The organism is Rhodopseudomonas sp., assembly GCF_048594845.1.
Taxonomy (GTDB): domain Bacteria; phylum Pseudomonadota; class Alphaproteobacteria; order Rhizobiales; family Xanthobacteraceae; genus Rhodopseudomonas.
In genome coordinates this window covers 1-19,466 of the sequence record NZ_JBMDXE010000108.1, presented here as the reverse complement: position 1 = coordinate 19,466, position 19,466 = coordinate 1, and the positions used below count along the sequence as shown (strand labels likewise).

Annotated in this window: 17 protein-coding genes; 5 read left to right on the top strand and 12 right to left on the bottom strand. The window is 66.2% G+C overall.

Going from position 1 to position 19,466, the window contains the following annotated elements; translation table 11 throughout:
- Positions 1-66 precede the first annotated feature (66 nt).
- A complete protein-coding gene (locus ACOJTD_RS06390) occupies positions 67-1,593 on the bottom strand; it encodes an acyl-CoA synthetase (protein WP_420132086.1) in 1,527 nt (508 codons plus the stop codon).
- A 312-nt stretch (positions 1,594-1,905) separates the two neighbouring features.
- Between ACOJTD_RS06390 and ACOJTD_RS06385 the strand changes: the two genes are divergently transcribed.
- Positions 1,906-2,379: a hypothetical protein gene (locus tag ACOJTD_RS06385; RefSeq protein ID WP_420132085.1), complete on the top strand. Its 474-nt coding sequence runs from the start codon at positions 1,906-1,908 to the stop codon at positions 2,377-2,379.
- Between the two features lie 52 nt (positions 2,380-2,431).
- On the opposite strand, the gene ACOJTD_RS06380 is transcribed toward ACOJTD_RS06385, so the two are convergent.
- The gene (locus ACOJTD_RS06380; protein WP_420132084.1) at positions 2,432-2,653 is read right to left on the bottom strand and encodes a hypothetical protein; all 222 of its coding nucleotides are present in this window, start codon (positions 2,651-2,653) and stop codon (positions 2,432-2,434) included.
- A 167-nt stretch (positions 2,654-2,820) separates the two neighbouring features.
- Between ACOJTD_RS06380 and ACOJTD_RS06375 the strand changes: the two genes are divergently transcribed.
- Positions 2,821-3,564: a Crp/Fnr family transcriptional regulator gene (locus ACOJTD_RS06375; protein ID WP_420132083.1), complete on the top strand. Its 744-nt coding sequence runs from the start codon at positions 2,821-2,823 to the stop codon at positions 3,562-3,564.
- 13 nt (positions 3,565-3,577) lie between these two features.
- On the opposite strand, the gene ACOJTD_RS06370 is transcribed toward ACOJTD_RS06375, so the two are convergent.
- Positions 3,578-4,789 (bottom strand): GTP-binding protein, encoded by a 1,212-nt coding sequence (locus tag ACOJTD_RS06370; protein WP_420132082.1) that lies wholly within the window; start codon positions 4,787-4,789, stop codon positions 3,578-3,580.
- A 309-nt stretch (positions 4,790-5,098) separates the two neighbouring features.
- Here ACOJTD_RS06370 and ilvD point away from each other — a divergent pair, with 309 nt between their 5' ends.
- Positions 5,099-6,955, top strand: coding sequence for a dihydroxy-acid dehydratase (ilvD, locus tag ACOJTD_RS06365; RefSeq protein ID WP_420132081.1), 1,857 nt, complete (start codon positions 5,099-5,101; stop codon positions 6,953-6,955).
- Positions 6,956-7,147: 192 nt separating this feature from the next.
- On the opposite strand, the gene ACOJTD_RS06360 is transcribed toward ilvD, so the two are convergent.
- A complete protein-coding gene (locus tag ACOJTD_RS06360; protein ID WP_420132080.1) occupies positions 7,148-7,951 on the bottom strand; it encodes a gamma-glutamyl-gamma-aminobutyrate hydrolase family protein in 804 nt (267 codons plus the stop codon).
- A 246-nt stretch (positions 7,952-8,197) separates the two neighbouring features.
- Here ACOJTD_RS06360 and ACOJTD_RS06355 point away from each other — a divergent pair, with 246 nt between their 5' ends.
- Both ACOJTD_RS06355 and ACOJTD_RS06350 read left to right on the top strand, forming a co-directional pair.
- Positions 8,198-10,009: a chloride channel protein gene (locus tag ACOJTD_RS06355; protein ID WP_420132079.1), complete on the top strand. Its 1,812-nt coding sequence runs from the start codon at positions 8,198-8,200 to the stop codon at positions 10,007-10,009.
- A 147-nt stretch (positions 10,010-10,156) separates the two neighbouring features.
- Positions 10,157-10,633 carry a hypothetical protein gene (locus ACOJTD_RS06350; RefSeq protein ID WP_420132078.1) on the top strand — a complete coding sequence of 159 codons (477 nt, stop codon included), beginning with the start codon at positions 10,157-10,159 and terminating at the stop codon, positions 10,631-10,633.
- 51 nt (positions 10,634-10,684) lie between these two features.
- Here the strand turns inward: ACOJTD_RS06350 and atzF are convergent, their stop codons facing one another.
- From atzF to ACOJTD_RS06310, 8 genes are all read right to left on the bottom strand, one after another.
- Positions 10,685-12,484, bottom strand: a complete 1,800-nt coding sequence (atzF, locus tag ACOJTD_RS06345; RefSeq protein WP_420132077.1) for an allophanate hydrolase — start codon at positions 12,482-12,484, stop codon at positions 10,685-10,687.
- Positions 12,485-12,496: 12 nt separating this feature from the next.
- Complete coding sequence (locus ACOJTD_RS06340) at positions 12,497-13,228, bottom strand: GntR family transcriptional regulator (protein ID WP_420132076.1); 732 nt, start codon at positions 13,226-13,228, stop codon at positions 12,497-12,499.
- Complete coding sequence (gene hpxZ, locus ACOJTD_RS06335; RefSeq protein WP_420132075.1) at positions 13,225-13,623, bottom strand: oxalurate catabolism protein HpxZ; 399 nt, start codon at positions 13,621-13,623, stop codon at positions 13,225-13,227. The genes ACOJTD_RS06340 and hpxZ overlap by 4 nt, the downstream gene beginning before the upstream one ends.
- Before the next feature lies 1 nt (position 13,624).
- Positions 13,625-15,001, bottom strand: a complete 1,377-nt coding sequence (locus ACOJTD_RS06330; protein ID WP_420132087.1) for an AtzE family amidohydrolase — start codon at positions 14,999-15,001, stop codon at positions 13,625-13,627.
- A 28-nt stretch (positions 15,002-15,029) separates the two neighbouring features.
- Positions 15,030-15,209, bottom strand: a complete 180-nt coding sequence (locus ACOJTD_RS06325; protein WP_420132074.1) for a DUF4089 domain-containing protein — start codon at positions 15,207-15,209, stop codon at positions 15,030-15,032.
- Positions 15,210-15,303: 94 nt separating this feature from the next.
- On the bottom strand, positions 15,304-17,172 hold the full coding sequence (locus tag ACOJTD_RS06320) for a dipeptide ABC transporter ATP-binding protein (protein WP_420132073.1): 1,869 nt from the start codon (positions 17,170-17,172) through the stop codon (positions 15,304-15,306).
- Positions 17,173-17,320: 148 nt separating this feature from the next.
- Positions 17,321-18,229 carry an ABC transporter permease gene (locus ACOJTD_RS06315; RefSeq protein WP_420132072.1) on the bottom strand — a complete coding sequence of 303 codons (909 nt, stop codon included), beginning with the start codon at positions 18,227-18,229 and terminating at the stop codon, positions 17,321-17,323.
- A 10-nt stretch (positions 18,230-18,239) separates the two neighbouring features.
- Positions 18,240-19,253 (bottom strand): ABC transporter permease, encoded by a 1,014-nt coding sequence (locus ACOJTD_RS06310; RefSeq protein ID WP_420132071.1) that lies wholly within the window; start codon positions 19,251-19,253, stop codon positions 18,240-18,242.
- Between the last annotated feature and the right edge of the window lie 213 nt (positions 19,254-19,466).

Sequence of the window (19,466 nt, the reverse complement as noted above, 5' to 3'; positions counted from 1 at the left end):
TGGCCGCATCCTTCGAGGCGCGCTACGCGCGCACCTCAGGATGACGACGCCGCTCTTGTAGCACCCTCACGCGTCCGCCGTCTCCCGTGCCAGAAAGCGCTCGCGCAGCGTCGGTTTGTGGACCTTGCCGGTGGCGTTGCGGGGGAGGGCTTCGACGAAGATCACGCGCTGCGGGCATTTGAAGCGCGCCAGTCGCTCGCGGCAATGGGCGTGCAGCGTGCTCTCCGGAAGCTGCTGGCCGCGTTTCACCGCGACGATCGCCACGCCGGTCTCGCCCCATTGCGGGTCGGGCGCGCCGATCACGGCCGCCTCGGCGATTTCGGAGAGCTGATACAGCACGTCCTCGACCTCGGCCGGATAGACGTTCTCGCCGCCCGAGATGTACATGTCCTTGGTGCGGTCGACGATGTAGTAGAAGCCTTCATCGTCGACGCGCGCCGCATCGCCGGTGTGGAGCCAGCCATCGGTGAAGCTGGTGCGGTTGGCGTCGGGACGATTCCAATAGCCGGGCGTGATGTTCGGGCCCTTCACCCAGAGTTCGCCCATCTCGCCGGGCGGTACCGGCTCGCCGTCGGGCCCGACGATCTTCAGGTCGGCGTGCAACACCGGCTTGCCGGCCGAGCCAGCCTTGCGAGCGGCATCGTCGGCGTCGAGCATCAGCACGGCCGGGCTGGTTTCGGTCATGCCGTAGCCCTGCATCAGCACGCAGCCGCGGTCCTGCCAGATCTTCAAGAGCGGCACCGGCATCGGCGCGCCGCCGACGCCGGCGACCTGCAGCCGCGACAAGTCGGTGCTGGCGAAGGCCGGGTGCTGGCACATGAACTGATAGATCGACGGCACGCCGAAGAAATGCGTCAGGCCGATGCTTGCGTCGCCGATCAGCCGCAGCGTTTCGGCGGGATCGAACGCGCGCATCAGGATCACCGTGCCGCCGGCATGCAGCACCGGGTTGGTGTAGCAATTGAGCCCGCCGGTGTGGAACAACGGCATCACGCAGAGAAACACCGTCCGCTGCGAGATGAAGGTTGGGATGCCGAGATTGACCGCGTTGATGAAAGTCATGCCATGCGTGATCATGGCGCCCTTCGGTTTGCCGGTGGTGCCCGAGGTGTACATGATGGTCGAGACGTCATCGAGCGCCACTGCCTCGGCCCTGCCGAGCCGCGAGGCGGCCTTGATCGCCGCCTCATAGGCTTCGCCGAACTGCAGCAGATGCGGCACGCTGCATTTGCCCTGAAGCTCACCGGCCATCGCGGCGAAATCGGCGTCGTGAGCGAGCACGCGCGGCGCCGCGTCGCCGACGATGAAGGCGAGTTCGTGCACCGTCAGCCGCACATTGAGCGGCACGAAGATCGCGCCCAGCCGGAAGCAGGCGAACTGCACTTCGAGCGTATCGGTTGTGTTGGCGGCGAGCACGGCAACGCGGTCGCCACGGCCGACGCCGAGCCCGTCGAGATGAGCGGCGAGGCGGTCGACGCGTTCGTCGAGGGCGCGATACGTCAGCCGGCGTTGTGTCGCCAGATCGACCACGGCGATCCGGTCGGGCCGCACCTCGGCGTGGTGGGCGATCCAGTCGTAATAAGCGAAGCTCATCCGTCGTCCTCCCTCGGGTGTCCGCCGGCTCTTGTGGCCGGCTGGAGCAACGCAAGTGAAGTCGCGGCCTCGGGAGAAGTCAATTGCCGCAGGGCTTGCGCTGCGCTGCGGCATGGCGTGGCCGGGGCTACCTGCGTGAGCCCGCCGTCACACTTGATTCGCCGTCGGGTGGAATGATCGCCGGCAGTTTGTAAGTGAGCGCCTGACGACAGCGCGGGCTCCCGGTAGTTAGCTATTCCTGTCTTTGTGGATAACTATCGGGTGGCTGGCTTTTGCGGTAGATGCGCGGATACTTTGCTCAAGTGAGTCGGAGTGTTGGTTGTGTCGGTGCATGTGGCGATCCTGAAGGTCTTGTCGACCTATCCTGGCGGCCTCGCTGCACCCGCGGCCCTGAATGCCGATCTGGCTGTGCTGTCGGGCAGTGAGGACTGGACCAGCCGGATGCGCAGCTATGCGGCGCGCGAGCCGGCGCTGGATATCTTCACGCAGGGACTCGTCATCCGCGATCGTCGCGGCTGGCAGATCACCGACGCCGGTCGCGCGATGCTCGATCGCCTCGAGGGGCGGCATCCCGCTCACACCGAGCCTCCCTGCACGACCGAAGGGCCCGACGCGGCGTCCAGCGGTGATGCCGCTCCCGCAAGGGAGACGGCCTGCAGCGCTGCAACGAATGCGCAGCCGCGACCGCAACTGCTGCTGATCCAGGGCGGCAAGAAGCGCCCGCGCGGGGAGGTGCCCGCGCTCGCGAACGGCTCGTCCATCAAGGGTTTTGTGTCGAGGACATAAGGCGCGCGGCTCGCTGTCGATCAAACGAATCGGATCAGGCGCCGCCGCCGTTTCACTTGCCGTCTTTTGACAGCTGGATCTCGAGTTTCTCGATCGCGCTGGGCGAGGCGGGCAGTTCGCGAAATTCGCGGATTGCGACCGCGAGCTCCTGGTCGGACATCGGCTTGATCGGCTGAAGACGGCCTTTCGCCAGCGACTCGGCGATCAGATCGAAATGCTCGCTCGGCCCTTCGAACAGGCGGCGGATTCGATCCAGAAATTCTCTGTAGGGCAAATTTGCAGTCTCCGGGGTTTCCAGGATCGCGCGGCTGCCATTGCGCGGCCTGACATTTCATCGGTGGTCAGGTCGATAGATTGAAACCCGCTCACGACCCGGGAGTTTAGAGGTTCCGAGATTATCGTTGCGTATCAAATGATACGCAGCCCGCAACGGAGTCCTGCGTGGAGCGCATTCATCGTATCCTGATTGATAAGCTCAGAGAGCATTCCCGAATCACCAGCGAAGACGCGGTCGCCCTTCAGTCCCTCAGCTTTACGGTGCGGGAGCTGGACCGGAACGAGGATTTCATTCGTCAGGGCGACACCGCAAAGGTCTCCGCTCTCGTCGTCGAAGGCATGGTGGCGCGCTATCATCTGCTGCCGAATGGGCGCAGGCAGTACCTGTCCTTTCATATGGCCGGCGATATGCCGGACTCCCAGACGCTGTTTCTCGACCGGATGGACCATGCGGTGTGCTCGATCGGGGCCGCCGTGGTGGCGTCGATCCCGCACAAGCAGCTGGCGCGACTGTTCGAATTGCGGCCGCTGGTCGGATTTGCGGTCTGGCGGGAAACGCTGATCGACGCGGCGATCTTTCGTGAGGCGATCACCAACAACAGCGCGCGCGATATGACGGCGCGGATGGCGCATCTGTTCTGCGAGCTGTTTTATCGGGCCGAGGCATCACGCCTCACGCGCGGCAATGTGATGTCGCTGCCGATCGGCCTCGCGCAGCTCGGCGAGACCCTCGGCATGGCGATCGCCACCGTCAACCGCACGCTGGCGGAGCTGCGCAGCGCGCAGGCGATCGAATTCCGCGGCGGCGAGCTCGAGGTGCTGGACTGGGCCCGGCTGGTCGAACTCGGCCAGTTCGACCCGGGCTACCTGCATCTGCGCAAGACGCCGCTGATCGCGGAGGATAGCTGATCGGCGGCGCGCGTCAGCCGGCCGGCGCGCTGCTCCAGGTCGGGAAGGGATCGGGTAGCGCGCGCCAGACGTCCGGGGTGAAGTGCTCGGGATCGCCGACCAGGCAAGCATCGAGTTGCCGGCGCAGCGCGATCTCGTCCATGTCGCCGGTGCCGATGAACACGATCTCCTGGCGGCGATCTCCCCAGACCGGATCGAAATACGGCGCCATCGCCTGGCGCCAGGAGTCCTGATCCGGCCAGCGGGTCTTGGCCACGGCCGACCACCACAGGCCGCGCTTCGAGGTCCGCACCATCGCGCCGGCCTGCGCCAGCTCGCCGACATATTGCGGTCGCGTCGCCAGCCAGAAGAACCCCTTGGCGCGGATCACGCCCGGCCAGCTCCGGTTGCAGAAGCTCTGGAAGCGAGCCGGATGAAACGGCTGCCGGGCGCGGTAGACGAACGAGCTGATGCCGTATTCGTCGGTCTCCGGCACATGATCCTTGAAGCCGTTCAGCTCCTTGAACCACAGCGGATGCTGATGCGCCTTGTCGAAATCGAACAGGCCGGTCCGCAGCACGGCGCCGAGCGGCACCTCGCCGAAATCGGTCTCGATGATGCGGGCATCGGAGTTGAGCGAGCGCACGATCGCCCGCGCGGTCTCGCGACGGGCAGGCGAGGCGGCCGACACCTTGTTGAGCACGATGACGTCGGCGAATTCGATCTGCTCCACCAGCAGGTCGACCAGCGTGCGATCGTCCTCGTCGCCGGCCACCTCGCCGCGGTCGCGCAAAAATTCCTGGCTGGAATAGTTGGCCAGCAGGCTGGCGGCATCGACCACCGTGACCATCGTGTCCAGCCGCGCGATGTCGGACAGGCTGTCGCCGTTCTCGTCGCGGAATTCGAACGTGGTCGCGATCGGCAGCGGCTCGGCGATGCCGGTGGACTCGATCACCAGCGCATCGAACCGGCCGCTTGCCGCGATCTTGCGCACCTCGACCAGCAGGTCGTCGCGCAGCGTGCAGCAGATGCAGCCATTGGTCATTTCCACCAGCGTCTCTTCGGACCGCGTCAGGCCGCCATCCTGCCGAACCAGCTCGGCGTCGATGTTCACCTCGCTCATGTCGTTGACGATCACCGCGATGCGCTGCCCCTCCCGATTGCTCAGCATCCGATTGAGCAGCGTCGTCTTGCCGGCGCCGAGAAAGCCGGAGAGCACCGTGACCGGGAGGAGGGATTCAACCATGGCGGGTCCTTGCACAGCGAGGGATTATGATTATGTTATGTTATAACGTTGCATAAACCGAGGCAAGTCAGTCGATGCGCATCCTCCCGCGCTCGTGAGTTCCGAATGCGAGGCTCCAGGGTCGCGCTGATGGTGGGGCGTTTGCAGTGTCGCCGCAGCCCAGCACTGACGCCGCACCCATTGAGGGTACGGACGTTCTCAAGTAAGGCTTGACTCCAGACGATGATTGCAACGGTCCGTCGCAAAGGGCGCTGAACGCGATTGCGGACGCCCTGGATCGGCGGCGGACATTTTCACGGACATTCTCTCATGCCTGCGTATCGATCCCGAACGACCACTCACGGCCGCAACATGGCCGGCGCGCGCGGCCTGTGGCGCGCCACCGGCATGAAGGATAGCGACTTCGGCAAGCCGATCATCGCGGTCGTCAACTCGTTCACGCAGTTCGTGCCGGGCCACGTCCATCTCAAGGACCTCGGCCAGCTCGTTGCGCGCGAGATCGAAGCCGCCGGCGGCGTCGCGAAGGAGTTCAACACCATCGCGGTCGACGACGGCATCGCGATGGGCCACGACGGCATGCTGTATTCGCTGCCGTCGCGCGAACTGATCGCCGACAGCGTCGAGTACATGGTCAACGCGCACTGCGCCGACGCGATGGTGTGCATCTCCAACTGCGACAAGATCACCCCCGGCATGCTGATGGCCGCGATGCGGCTCAACATTCCGGCCGTGTTCGTCTCCGGCGGCCCGATGGAAGCCGGCAAGGTCGTGCTCAAGGGCAAGACGCACTCGGTCGATCTGATCGACGCGATGGTCGCCGCCGCCGACAGCAGCATGAGCGACGAAGACGTGCAGACGATGGAGCGCTCGGCGTGCCCGACCTGCGGCTCGTGCTCGGGCATGTTCACCGCCAACTCGATGAACTGCCTCACCGAGGCGCTCGGCCTGTCGCTGCCCGGCAACGGCTCGGTGCTGGCAACGCACGCCGATCGCAAGCGGCTGTTCGTCGAGGCCGGCCACACCATCGTCGATCTCGCCCGTCGTTACTACGAGACCGACGACGCCACGGTGCTGCCGCGTAACATCGCCAGCTTCAAGGCGTTCGAAAACGCCATGACGCTCGACATCGCGATGGGCGGCTCGACCAACACCGTGCTGCATCTGCTCGCCGCGGCACGCGAGGCCGAACTCGACTTCTCGATGAGCGACATCGACCGGCTGTCGCGGCGCGTGCCGTGCCTCAGCAAGATCGCGCCCTCGGTGCCGGACGTGCACATGGAAGACGTTCACCGCGCCGGCGGCATCATGGCGATCCTCGGCGAACTCGACCGCGCCGGCCTGCTCGATACGTCGTGCCCGACCGTGCACAGCGAGACGCTCGGCGCCGCGCTGGCGCGTTGGGACATTCGCCAGAGCAACAGCGAGACGGTGCGCACCTTCTTCCGCGCCGCGCCGGGCGGCGTGCCGAGCCAGACCGCATTCAGCCAGGACCGCCGCTACGACGAGCTCGATCTCGACCGGCAGAAGGGCGTGATCCGCGACGCCGAGCACGCCTTCAGCAAGGACGGCGGCCTCGCCGTTCTGTACGGCAACATCGCGCTCGACGGCTCGATCGTGAAGACCGCCGGCGTCGACGCCTCGATCCTGACCTTCTCCGGCCCGGTGAAGGTGTTCGAGAGCCAGGACGACGCGGTGTCGGCCATCCTCACCAACAAGATCGTCGCCGGCGACGTCGTGGTGATCCGCTACGAGGGTCCGCGCGGCGGTCCGGGCATGCAGGAGATGCTGTATCCGACCAGCTACCTGAAATCGAAGGGCCTCGGCAAAGCCTGCGCGCTGATCACCGACGGTCGCTTCTCGGGCGGCACCTCGGGCCTGTCGATCGGTCACGTCTCGCCGGAAGCGGCGGAAGGCGGACTGATCGGCCTGGTGCGCGACGGCGACCGGATCTCGATCGACATCCCGAACCGCACCATCACGCTCGACGTCTCCGACGCGGAACTGGCGAAGCGGGCCGAAGAAGAGAACGCCCGCGGCGATGCCGCGTGGACGCCGAAGGATCGCAAGCGCGTCGTCTCCGCCGCGCTGCAGGCCTACGCAATGCTGACCACCAGCGCCGCCAACGGCGCCGTCCGCGACGTCAGCCGCCGGTCGGGACGGAAGTAACAAGTCGTTCGACCGAGGTAAGCACAGCGTCATCCTGAGGTGCCTTCCGCTCCGCGCTTCAGCGCGGTGCGGAAGGCCTCGAAGGATGGGCCATAGCTTCCGTGCCCGCCGCCGCATCCTTCGAGGCTCGCCCTAACGGGCGAGCACCTCAGGATGACGACCGCTCGGGTGTCTCTAAGTGATATCGCCAGCTCACCCCGACTTCCGCAGACTCACCGGCTGCTGCCGGCTGATCTGATACGCGCGGAGCGCGTCGCCGAAGGCGAGGAAGATGGCGCGGTTGATCGGGTTGTGCTGCGGGTCGTATTCGGCGTGCCACTGCACGCCGATTGCAAAGCCGGGGGCGCCTTCGATGCGGATCGCCTCGATTGTGCCGTCCTCGGCGATGCCTTCGATCACCACCCGGCCTCCCGGCTCGAGAATGCCCTGGCCATGCAGCGAATTCACCCGGATCAGGTCGCGGCCGAACAGCTGCGAGAACACGCCGTCCGGCTTGAGCTGAACGTCGTGGCGATCGGCGAACACCACGGTGGCGTCAGGATGGATCTCGCCGTTCTCCAGCCGCGGCATGCGGTGATTCATCCGTCCCGGAATTTCGCGGATCTCCGGATGCAACGAGCCGCCGAACGCGACGTTCATCTCCTGCAGGCCGCGGCAGATGCCGAGCAGCGGGATGCCGCGGTCGACGCAGGTTCGCACCAGCTTCAGGGCGAGACCGTCGCGCGCCTCGTCGTAGGGCTCGTGCTTGGGATTGGGCTCGGTGTTGAAATGGGTCGGATGGACGTTGGCGCGTCCGCCGGTGAGCAGGATGCCGTCGACGATGTCGAGCAGCTCCTCGATGTCGGTGATTTCCGAGCATCCGGCGAACATCAAGGGCAGCGCGTTGGCGACCTCGGACACCGCACGCAGGTTGCGCTCGCCGACGTGCTGGACGGCAAACCGATTATCGACGAGATGGGCGTTGCCGATCACGCCGACCACCGCTCTGCGCCCCATTCCGGTCCTCCTTGAGATGTGTTTGGACCATACAGCCAAAGTCACGAAAATCGAGCAGAACGATGGGTCTGGAAGCGGTTGCCAGCTCTGCGCTGGCGGACCCTCCGATCAGCCGGTAGAAGCTGGCTCTCGCCGGTCGCCTTCCGGTCCGTTCCGGCCGGTGCGGGCCTGTCCCTGCACCGGGAAATCCCCCGAACAAGCGTGCCACGTGATGTTGATGACTGACATTCCAGGCCGGGGCGATCGATGAGCGTCGTATCGCGTCAGGAGGGCCCCGCGGTTTCTGCCGGCGCGACCGCTTCGGCGGCTCCCGGCCCCTGGCGACTGCCGGCCGCCCTGCGCAACTTCGTCCGCACCCGCGAGATCGGGCTGGTGCTGGTCGCGGTGGTGATCGGCCTGCTGTCGGGGCTTCTGGTGGCGATCATCTGGCACGCCAGCGAATTCGCCCACGCCGTCTTGTTCAGCATTCCCTACGGCACGCGCCTCAGCGCCAACGGCGTGATCCCGTGGCAGCGCGTCGTGCTGGTGCCGCTGTGCGGCGGCATCCTGCTGGCGATCATCAGCGCGTTCTACGTCAAGCGCTTCAAGGGCCAGCTCGCCGACGCCATCGAGGCCAACGCGCTGTATGGCGGCCGCGTGTCGATGCGCGGCAGTCTGCTGATCTCGCTGCAGACGTTGCTGTCCAACGGCTGCGGCGCGTCGGTCGGGCTGGAAGCCGGCTACACCCAGATCTGCGCGGCGTTCAGCTCCCAGCTCGGCCGGCGTCTGGCGGCGCGGCGTGCGGATATGCGGCTGCTGGTGGCCTGCGGCGCGGCCGGGGCGATCAGCGCCGCCTTCACGGCGCCGCTGGCCGGCGCGTTCTACGCCTTCGAGGTCGTGCTCGGCGCCTACACGGCGGCCGGCCTGGTGCCGGTGATCGCCAGCTCGGTCGCTGCCTGGCTGGTGATGCGCCACCTCGTGCATCCGTCCTTTCTGGTGGTACCGGGCGTGCCGTCTCCGGTCTCGGTCGAGATGATCGGCCAGATCATGATGATCGGCGTGCTGGGCGCGTTGTTCAGCATCGTCGTGATGTTGACGGTGGCGTTCTCCGAGCGGGCGTTTCAGCGGCTCACCGTGTTGCGCGGCGCGCTGCGTTTCGTCGTCGGCGCGCTGCTATTGAGCGGGTTGGCGATGCTGACGCCGACCGTGCTCGGCTCAGGCCACGGCGCGATGCAGCTCCTGCTGCTCAGCGACCCGACCTGGCTGATGCTGGCCACCACGCTGCTGCTGAAGATGGCGGCCTCGGCGATCTCGCTCGGTGCCGGCTATCGCGGCGGACTGTTTTTCGCCTCGCTGATGCTCGGTGCGCTGGTCGGGCAGCTCTACAGCACCGTGCTCGGCCCGATCTTTCCCGACGTGGCGCTGCAGCCCGGCACGGCCGCGGTCGCCGGCATGGTGGCGGTCGCCACCGGCGTGCTCGGTGCGCCGTTCAGCATGATCTGTCTGGCGCTCGAACTCACCGGCGATTTTTCGGTGACGGTCGGCGGCATCGTCGCCGCGTCGGTCAGCGCGATGATCGTGCGCGAACTATTCGGCTACAGCTTCGCGACCTGGCGTTTCCATCTGCGCGGCGAGGCGATCCGCGGACCGCAGGACGTCGGCTGGGTCGATCAGATTTGCGCCGTCACGCTGATGCGCACCGATTTCGACACCACGCGTGCCGACCTCACGCTGGGCGAAGCGCAGAAGCTGTTTCCGCCGGGGCGCGTCAAACATCTGGTGCTGCTCGATGACGAAGGCCGCTACGTGGGCGTGGTCGGGTCACCCGAATTTCACGACACCGATGCGCCGGGTGGTGCGCCGCTGGCGAGCGTCGCCCAGCAGCACGATCAGTTCCTGTTCCCCGGCACCAGCATCCGCGACATGCTCGCCGCGTTCGATCGCAGCGAAGTCGATCTGCTCGTGGTGATCGATAATGCGCAGGACCGCCGCGTCGTCGGCACCGTCAGCGAAGCGCATGTGCTGCGGACGTATTCGAACGAGCTGGAACGGCGCAATCAGGAATTGTACTTCCGCTAATTGTATCACGCGTCGACATGTTAACGAACAGCTTCGTCATGCGCTCGCGATTTCGTGCGCGCGGTTCCGTCTCTTTGCCTTGTTCGTGACAAAGCCCTTTCCTAGCTCTGAGGTGCGCCCGCGGTTGGGCGCTCTACGGAGAAAATGATGCCGCACCATGATAACATCGCCCTCTCGGGCGTGATCCAGCACGTCTTCGCTCATCGCTTTACGCTGGAAGCACAAGGCGAAACCCACCTCGCAGATCTCGGACCCAAGGGAGCAGACGCGTTCCCGCTTAGCGCCGGCCTGCACGTGATGCTCGAGGGCGAACGCCGTCCTTCCGAAATCAAGGTGACGCGGATCGCGGCGCAGGGCCGCGACGCCGTGCTGATCCATCACAAGAAGCCGCACCATCCGCCCGGTCATCATCATCCCGACGTTCCGGCCAATCCGGACCGCGTGCTTGCGGCCGTCAAGGATGCCGGCTGGAACCCGAAGGGCGAGCCGCAGCGCAAGCCGAAGCATTTTGAAGTGCTGGCGCGGCAGGGCCGCGGTCCGTGGACCGAGCTGCACGTCGACTTCGCGGGCACGATCTACAAGCAGAAAGACGCCGATCCGGCGAAGTGGTCGGTTCACGCGTAGTTCAAGCCGGGGCAGCGCGATGCGCTGCCCCTTCGCTTGCTGGCAACCTCATCAACCCGCTTTGGCGCGATCTGCCATATAGGCGCGCCAGCCGCCGAAATGAGTGATGTCGCGGGCGCCATCGAGCGCCGCCGGTTCGACCAGGAAGCCTTTGACCTTGGCGCCATCGGCGAGCGTGATCGTTCCGATCGACAGCGGCTGCGGGATCGCGGCGACGAAGCGGCCGAACGCCGATGCCGACAGCGTCCACACTTCGAGCGCGATCGCCGCGCCCGCACCGGGCGCGACGCGTAGCATGCCGGGCTTCGGCGGGACCGTGCCGCTGAGGGCATAGAGCTTGTAGTCCGGCGCGGTGCTGGTCGTGGAAGCGAGCCGGCCGCCGAGCGACGTCAACTCGCCGTTCAGCGCCATGCCCGACAGATGCGCGCCGACAACCGCGATATTGATCTCGTCCGTGTTCGCCGCAGGCTGTAGCGGAGGGAGAGGCTGCTGCGGTTTCCCGGTCGCGCCGAGCGGCAGCGCGGTGTCGGCATGGAAGACGCGGCCGATACTTGCGAGATCCGCGTCGCGGCCGCCCGGTGCTAACAGCGTGATGCCGAACGGCAGCCCGTCCGCGCCGATCGACGCCGGCACCGCAAGGCCGCACAGGTCGAGCAGGTTGACGAAGTTGGTGTACGTCCCCAGCCGGCTGTTGAGCGTGATCGGATCGGCGAGCACCTGCTCGACCGTGTAGGTCGTCGGCGCCGTCGGCAGTACCAAGGCGTCGAAGCCCGCGAAGGTCTGATCCGCGATCTTGCGCAGTGCCTGCAGCCGGTACAGCGCCGCGAATGTATCGGCCGCGCTCACCGTCTTGCCGCCGAGCGTGATCTGCCGCGTGACCGGATGCACGGCCTCGGGATTGGAGTCGATCAGCTCGCGGATCGCCAGATAGCGCTCGGCGACCCAGGGGCCTTCGTACAAAAGCCTCGCAGTTTCATACAGCGGCTCGATATCGACCTCGATCAGCGCTGCCCCAAGTTTGCCACAACGTTTCAGCGCGTCGTCGAAGGCCATTTCGGCCTGCTTGTCGCCAAAGAATTGCAACTGGCTTTTGCGCGGGACACCGAGTTTCAGCCCCTCCGGCATCGCCGTCAGCGCCCCGACCGGCCGCTCACGCGAATACGCATCGCTGGCGTCCGGGTGGCCCAATACCCGCAACGCCGCAACCGCATCGTCAACGGTCAGCGCGAAGACCGAAATACAGTCGAGCGTCCGGCACGCAGGTACCAGGCCGGTGCCCGAGATCAGCCCGAGGCTGGGCTTCAACCCGATGATATTATTGAGCATGGCCGGCACGCGGCCGGAGCCGGCGGTATCTGTACCCAGCGACAGCGGTACCAGGCCGGCGCCGACCGAGACCGCCGAACCCGAACTCGATCCGCCCGGTACCAGATCTGGGCGCATTGCGTTGCGCGGGATCCCGTAAGGCGAGCGCACGCCGACCAGCCCAGTCGCGAACTGATCGAGATTGGTCTTGCCAATGACAATCGCGCCGGCAGCGCGCAGCCGCGCTACCGCGGTGGAATCCTGCGCTGGCTGGTACGCGAATGCCGGACAAGCCGCCGTTGTTGGCAGTCCTGCAACGTCGATGTTGTCCTTCACCGCGACCGGTACACCATAGAGCGGCAGCGACGGATCCTTGGCGGCGAGCGCGACGGCTTCGGCGACGGCATCGGCTTCGTCGCGTAGCGTGATGAAGATCGCCGGATCGCCATGCGCGCGGATCCGCTGATAGCAGCGCGCGATCGTCTGCGCTGGCGTGGTCGTGCCGGCGCGATGGGCGGCGAGGATTTCGGCAATGGTTTCAGTCACGTGGTACTCCAGTTAGACCGAGACGGCGTAGATTTCATATTCGTCGCGCACCAGCTCGATGTGGCCGCGCATCGCCGCCGCCGCGCCTGCGCGATCGCCGCGCATGATCGCGACGACGACGCGGTCGTGCTCGGCATGCGACTTCGCCAGCCGCCCGAGATTGCGAAACTGCGCGCGGCGAAACGGCTGCACCCGCACCCGCGTCGCAAGCGTGATCTCGGCGATGTAGTCGTTGTGCGAGCCGGCATAGATCGCGTTGTGGAAGCGCTCGTTCATCTCGTGAAAGCGCTCCGGATTGCCCTGGTGACTCAAGAGCCGCAGTTCGGCATGGATCGCCTCAAGGTCCCGGCGCTCCAGCGGCGACATCCGCTCGGCCGCGAAGCCGGCGCACATCGCCTCGAGCTCGGCCATCGCCTCGAACATCCCGGTCAGTCGCTCGAACGACGGCTGCGCGACCACCGCGCCATGATGCGGCCGCGACTCCACCAGCCCGCTTGCGACCAACTGGCGAAGCGCTTCCCGCACCGGAGTACGCGAGACGTTGAATCGCTTGGCGATTTCGGTTTCGTCGAGGGATGCGCCCGGTGCCAACACACCGCGCACGATCTCGTCCGCGAGCTGACGGCGCAGTTCCTCGGCGCGCGTCGTCTTGCCGATCGTCGGCACAGCACGCTGCTGCGCGGCCGGCTGTGCCGGGATCGGTTTCGCGTCGCGATGCTGCAGCGGCTGCGGATCGATGCTCATGGCGATGCCGGCGGCTCGTCGATGACGCTGACATGGGCGGCGACGATGCGCCATCCTTCGTCGGGAAACCGGATCCAGGTCTGCATCTGACGCCCGACCTTGCCGGGCGCGTTGTCGCGATAGAACAGCGTCGATGCGACGGCGGTATCGCGGCCGTAGGAGGTAATCACCGTCCGCGCTGTCCTGCGCATCAGCCCGACCGGCGAACGCCCGGAGCGGAAGTTCTGGATCTCGTTGTAACCGTAGAGATTTTCGCCGCCGCCATAGCGCAGCGTGCGGCGGTCGTTGCGGAACAGCTCGTCCAGCACGGCGACGTCGTTGGTCACCAGCGCGGTCTCGTAGCGGGCGAAGGCTTCGCCGACTTCGGCGAGCACGTCGGGCAGATCGATATCCATGTCAGAAATCCTTCGGGCGCGGCGCGCGGGCGACGCCGGCCTGTTCGAGCGCGTAAGCGACGCGCAGCGCGATGTCCTCGCGCCACGGCGCGGCGATGATCTGGATACCGATCGGCAGCGGCTCGAGCGGGATCGGCACCGCCACAACGGGCAGGCCGATGAACGAGATCGGCTGGGTGTGAATGCCGATATTGGCGCGCACCGGCAGTTCGACACCATCGAGCACGAAGGTCTGCTGCCCGAGCTTCGGTGCCGTGCAGGGCGTAGCCGGTGCGATGATGACGTCGACGTCCTTGAACAGCTCCAGCACGCGGGCGCGATACCAGCGGCGGAATTTCTGCGCGCGGTCGACCAGCGGTGCTGGGATCATCGCACCGGCGATCAGACGGTCTCGGACAGCCGGGTCGAAATCATTGGGCCGCTGACGCAGCCGGTCGAGATGCAGCGACGCGCCCTCAACGGTGGTAATGACGTAAGCCGCCGCGCGGGCGCGCGCGGCCTCCGGCAGCTCGATGGTGGTGGTAATGGCGAGTGCCTTGGCGACGCGATCGACCGCCTCGCGCGCTTCCGGAAACAGGTTCTGGGCGAAGTAACCGCCGGCACGGGCAATGCGCAGCCCTTCCAGACCTTGCGTCAGCGAAGCGGAGACGGGCTCGAGCGGACGAACCACGCACGCGGCGTCATCGGTATCGGGGCCCTGCATCGCGTCGTACGCCAAGGCCAGGTCCGCCGTGCTGCGCGCAATCGGTCCGAGGTGATCGAAGCTGGCGACGAACGGAAACGAGCGGCTGCGCGGCAGCCGGCCGTAAGTCGGTTTCAGCCCGAAGATGCCGCAGAACGACGACGGTACCCGAATCGAACCGTTGGTATCTGAGCCGAGCGCCAGCGGCACTTCGCCACCGCCGACCGCGGCGCCGGAGCCGCCGGACGAGCCGCCGGTCATTCGCGTCGGGTCATGCGGATTGCGCGACGGGCCGTCGTGAATGTTCTCGCCGGTAAAGTCATAGGCATATTCGCCCATGTTGAGCGCGCCGATCAGTACCGCGCCGGCAGCTTCCAGCCGCTCGATCAGCGTCGCGTCCCGTTTCGCCGGTGGGAGATCACGATTGATCTTCGAGCCGGCGCGGGTCGGTAGCCCTTCGACGTCGAACAGATTCTTCACGGCAAACGGCACGCCGGCCAACGGGCCGACGCTCTCGCCTCGGGCCAGCGCGGCGTCGATCGCGCTCGCCCGGCTACGCGCGCGGTCGGCGACAACGTCGGTGAAGGCGTTGAGTGTTGGCTCGGCCTTGCCGATCCGCGCCAGTGCGCCGTCGGTGGCTTCAAGCGCGGTCATCGCCCCGCCTTTGACCGCAGCGGCGATCTCGGCAGCGGTCATCCAGTCGCCGGATTTCTCGGAGGTCACATCAGGCACTGAAGATACTCGCAGGTTCGGTCTCGTCAGGCAGTGCGAACTCATCGACCTGCCGCGCCAGCTTCAACGACACCTCGAGATTGGCGCGCACCGCGGGCTTCCAGGCGGGATCGATGCTGAGGCCGAGGGCAGAGCCGACGGCGTCGATGTAAGAGTCGAGGGGATCGGTCAAAGCGAGGCCTCATGCTGAGTATGAGAGTTCGTCATTCCGGGGCGCCGCGCAGCGGCGAGCCCGGAATGACGGCGAAATGCAATGCTCAATTCCATCACGTCACCGGCAGCGGCGGGTGCGGGATGGCGGTGAGGAGCTCGCGGGTGTAGGCGTCCTGCGGATTTCCCAGCACCTGCTCGCTCGTGCCTTGTTCGACGATGCGGCCGGCGCGCATCACGATGACGCGGTCGCACAGCAACCGCACCACGTTGAGGTCGTGCGACACGAACAGGTAGCTCATGCCCATCGATTGCTTGAGATCCTGCAGCAGATTGAGCACGACCGCCTGCACCGAGACGTCGAGCGCCGCCGTCGGCTCGTCCAGGATGATCAGCTTGGGCCGCAGCGCGATGGCGCGAGCGATGCCGACGCGGGCCTTCTGGCCGCCGGATAGCTGATGCGGGAAGCGGTCGAGCAGATCGAGCGGCAGGCCGACCTGCGTGGCCAGTTCTTCGCAGCGCGCCCGCACTGCAGCGCCGCCCTTGATATCACCGAGCTGCAGGATCGGATCGGCGATCGCGCGCGCGGCGGTGAAGCGCGGGTTGAGGCTGTCGGTCGGATCCTGAAACACCATCTGGATCGCCTTGCGCTGCGGCAGCCGCGCGAAGCGTTGCGGCAGGATGGCGCCGATCTCTTCGCCATCGAAGGTAATCCGTCCCGAGGTCTGATCCAAGAGGCGCATCACCATCATCGACGTCGTCGACTTGCCGCAGCCGGATTCGCCGACCAGGCCGACGCTTTCGCCGTGGCCGACCTGAAAGCTGATGCCGTCGACGGCGCGGAAGGCCTCGGGCTCCACTGCAGGGCCGCGCGAAAACAGTCGGCTCAGCGTCGCTGTGGCGCCTTGGCGGGGATATTCCTTGACCAGCTTTTCGACGGAGAGGAGGGGAGTGGAAGTCTTCAAAGCGTTTGCGTCTTCACGCGCGCCACCCGCCTCATCGTCACCCCCGGGCTTGACCCGGGGGGCCATCGTCTTCGAAAAAGCTTCTTGCGAAGCAGGATGGATCGCCGGGCCTTCGCCACGCCGAAGGGGCTTCGGCCCCGCAGGCGGGTCAAGCCCGGCGATGACGGAAGTTGCGGTGGCCGGCGCACTGCTTCGTTCGTCTTCTGGCAGTAAATCTCGGAGCCCGACGCCGAGCCGCGGCGTCGCGCGCATTAGCTTCTTCGTGTACGGGTGCTGCGGATTGGCGAAGATATCGGCAGCCGAAGCGGTTTCGACGACGCGGCCTTTTTCCATTACCACCACGCGGTCGCAGTAGGCCGCCGCGAGGCCGAGGTCGTGGGTGATCAGAATGGTCGACAGCCCACGGCTCCGCGTCAGCTCGACGATCAGGTCCATCACCGCCTTCTGGGTAGTGACGTCGAGGCCGGTGGTCGGCTCGTCGGCGATCAGCAGCTGCGGATTGCAGGCCAGCGCCAGCGCGATCACCACCCGCTGGCACATGCCGCCGGAGAGCTGGAACGGATAGGCGTGATAGCGCTCGCGCGGCCGCGCGATCTTCACCGCCTCGAGCGCCGCGATCGCCTTTTCGCCGCGGTCGGTCGAGGTTGATTGCACGTGCTGGCGCAGCACGTCCTCGATCTGGTCGCCGACCTTGCGGATCGGATTGAGAGCGGCGCGCGGGTTCTGGAAGATCATCGAGATCTCGCGGCCACGCAGGTCGCGCATCTCCTTTTCAGTGGCGGCCTTGATGTCGATGCCGCCGAACATCACCGAGCCCTCGGCAATTTTGCCGGCCCGGTCGAGGATGCGCATCACCGCGTAGGACGTCACCGACTTGCCGGAGCCGGATTCGCCGACGATCGCCAGCGTCTCGCCCTTGCCGACGCTGATGTCGACATGCTGCACCGCCTTGACGATGCCGCGGCGCGTAGCGAACTCGACGGTGAGGTCGCGGACTTCGAGGAGAGGCTGGGTGGTCATCAAACGCTCCACGCTTTCAGTTCGTCGCCGCCGGACTTGACCCGCCTACGGGGCCGAAGCCCCTTCGGCGTGGCAAAGGCCCGGCGGTCCATCGCCTTCGAAAGGCGCTTTTGCGAAGTAGGATGGATGACAAGTAGCTCATCATCGCTCACGTCCTCCGCTGCGGATCGAAGATGTCGCGCAGGCCGTCGCCGAGCAGGTTGAAGCAGAATACGGCGATCATCAGCGCGAGGCCGGGGAACAGCGCGATCCACCATTCGCCGGAGACCATGAAGCTCGCGCCCTCCGCGACCATGATGCCCCATTCGGCGGTCGGCGGACGCACGCCGAGGCCGATGAAGGACAGGCCGGCGGCGTTGAGAATGGCGTATCCCATCGTCAGCGACATCTGCACGATCATGATCGGCATGATGTTCGGCAGAATATGAACCAGCAGGATCCGCATCTCGCTGTTGCCGGACAGCCGAGCTGCCATCACGAAGCCGGCGTCGCGGCGAACGTTCGCTTCGGCGCGGGCGACGCGGGCGTAAAGCGGGAAGTTGACGATCGCGGTGGCGATGATGATGTTCTGCACGGTGTTGCCGAGCGCCGCGACGATGCCCATCGCCAGCACGAACAGCGGGAATGCCATGATGGTGTCGGCGATGCGGCCGACGATGCGGTCGGTCCAGCCGCCGAAGTAACCGGCCGCGATGCCGGCGAGGCCGCCCATCAGGAAGACGAGAACCACCGAGGCGACGGCGATGAACAGATCGAGGCGCGTCGCCACCACGACGCGGCTGAAGATGTCGCGGCCGAGTTGATCGGTGCCGAACCAGTTCGCCGCCGACGGTGGCTTCAGCGCCTGCGCGGTGTTGCTGGACAGCGGGTCATACGGAACGAGATACGGTCCGAACAACGCGGCGATTACGATCATCACCAACAGGCCGAACGCGAAGGCGGTGACGCGGTTATCGCCGAGCACGTAGCGGGTGTGCTCGATCGTGTCCCTGAGTGCGGATCGGCGCGTGGGCTTTGCGCTCGAGGTCTCGCCGAGGGGAGGGGCGACGCTGGTCATGGTCATGCTCCTAGCCTTCCAGCCGCACGCGCGGGTCGATCACGCCGTAGAGAATATCGATCACCAGATTGAGCAGCACATACATCACCGCCATGGTGAGCACGAAGCCCTGCACCGGCGCGAAGTCGGAGGCGATCAGCGCCTCGACCGCGTAGGAGCCGATGCCCGGCCAGGCGTACACCTTCTCGACCAGCACATTGGCGCCGAGCAGGAACGAGAACACCATGCTGAGCGTGGTGATCACCGGCAGCATCGCGTTGCGGAACGCGTAGGTCATCGTCACCTTGCGCGGCGACAGGCCGCTGGCGCGGGCAGTGCGGACGAAATCGGACGCCAGGATCGCCAGCATCGAGGCGCGGGTCATGCGCGCGATCGGTGCCAGCGAGAAGATCGCCAGCGTGGCGGCGGGAAGCAACAACTGGCTCAGCGCCGAACGGAAGGTCTCGAAGTCGCGCGCGATCAGGCTGTCGATCAGATAGAAGCCTGTCACCGTGGTCGGCGCGCTGTAAAACACGTCGAGCCGGCCGAGCGGCGCCGGCGCCCAGCCGAGCTTGAAGTAGAACACGTAGACCAGCAGCAGTCCGGTGAAGAACACCGGCAGCGACACGCCCGCTGTGGTGGTGACACGGCAGAGATGATCGATCCACGAACCCGGCCGCGTCGCCGCCATGATGCCGAGCGGGATGGCGATGACGATGGCGATCGCGAGGCCGAGCAAGGTGAGCTCGGCGGAAGCGGGCAGGCGGTTGCGAATCTCGGTGGCGACCGGCTGACCGGTGGTCAGCGACTGGCCGAGATCGCCTTGCGCGAGCTCGGTGGTGTAGCGGACGAATTGCTCCGGCAGCGATTTGTCGAGCCCCAGCTTGCTGCGGATCTGTTCGATTGCTTCCTTGCTGGCGGCAGGGCCGGGGAAGTAAGCGGCCGGATCGCCGGGCAGCGCGCGGGTCAGCAGGAAGGTGACGATCACGACGCCGATCAGGCTCGGGATCGCGAACATCAGGCGCTTGCCGATCAGGGTAAGCATTGGGTCAGAGCCTCACGAACATAGTCATTGCCGAAGTATCAGCAGAGCCGGCTCCCCTCCCCCTTGCGGGGAGGGGTCGGGGGTGGGGGGCGCCCAGGCACTGTGCCTGCGTCGCCCACACCCCCGCCCACACCCCCCAGAGGGGGTTGGGGAAAAGCCTCCCCCCATCAACCACCTCCGCGATTCGCGGCGGCGGGGGTCACACAATGCGAA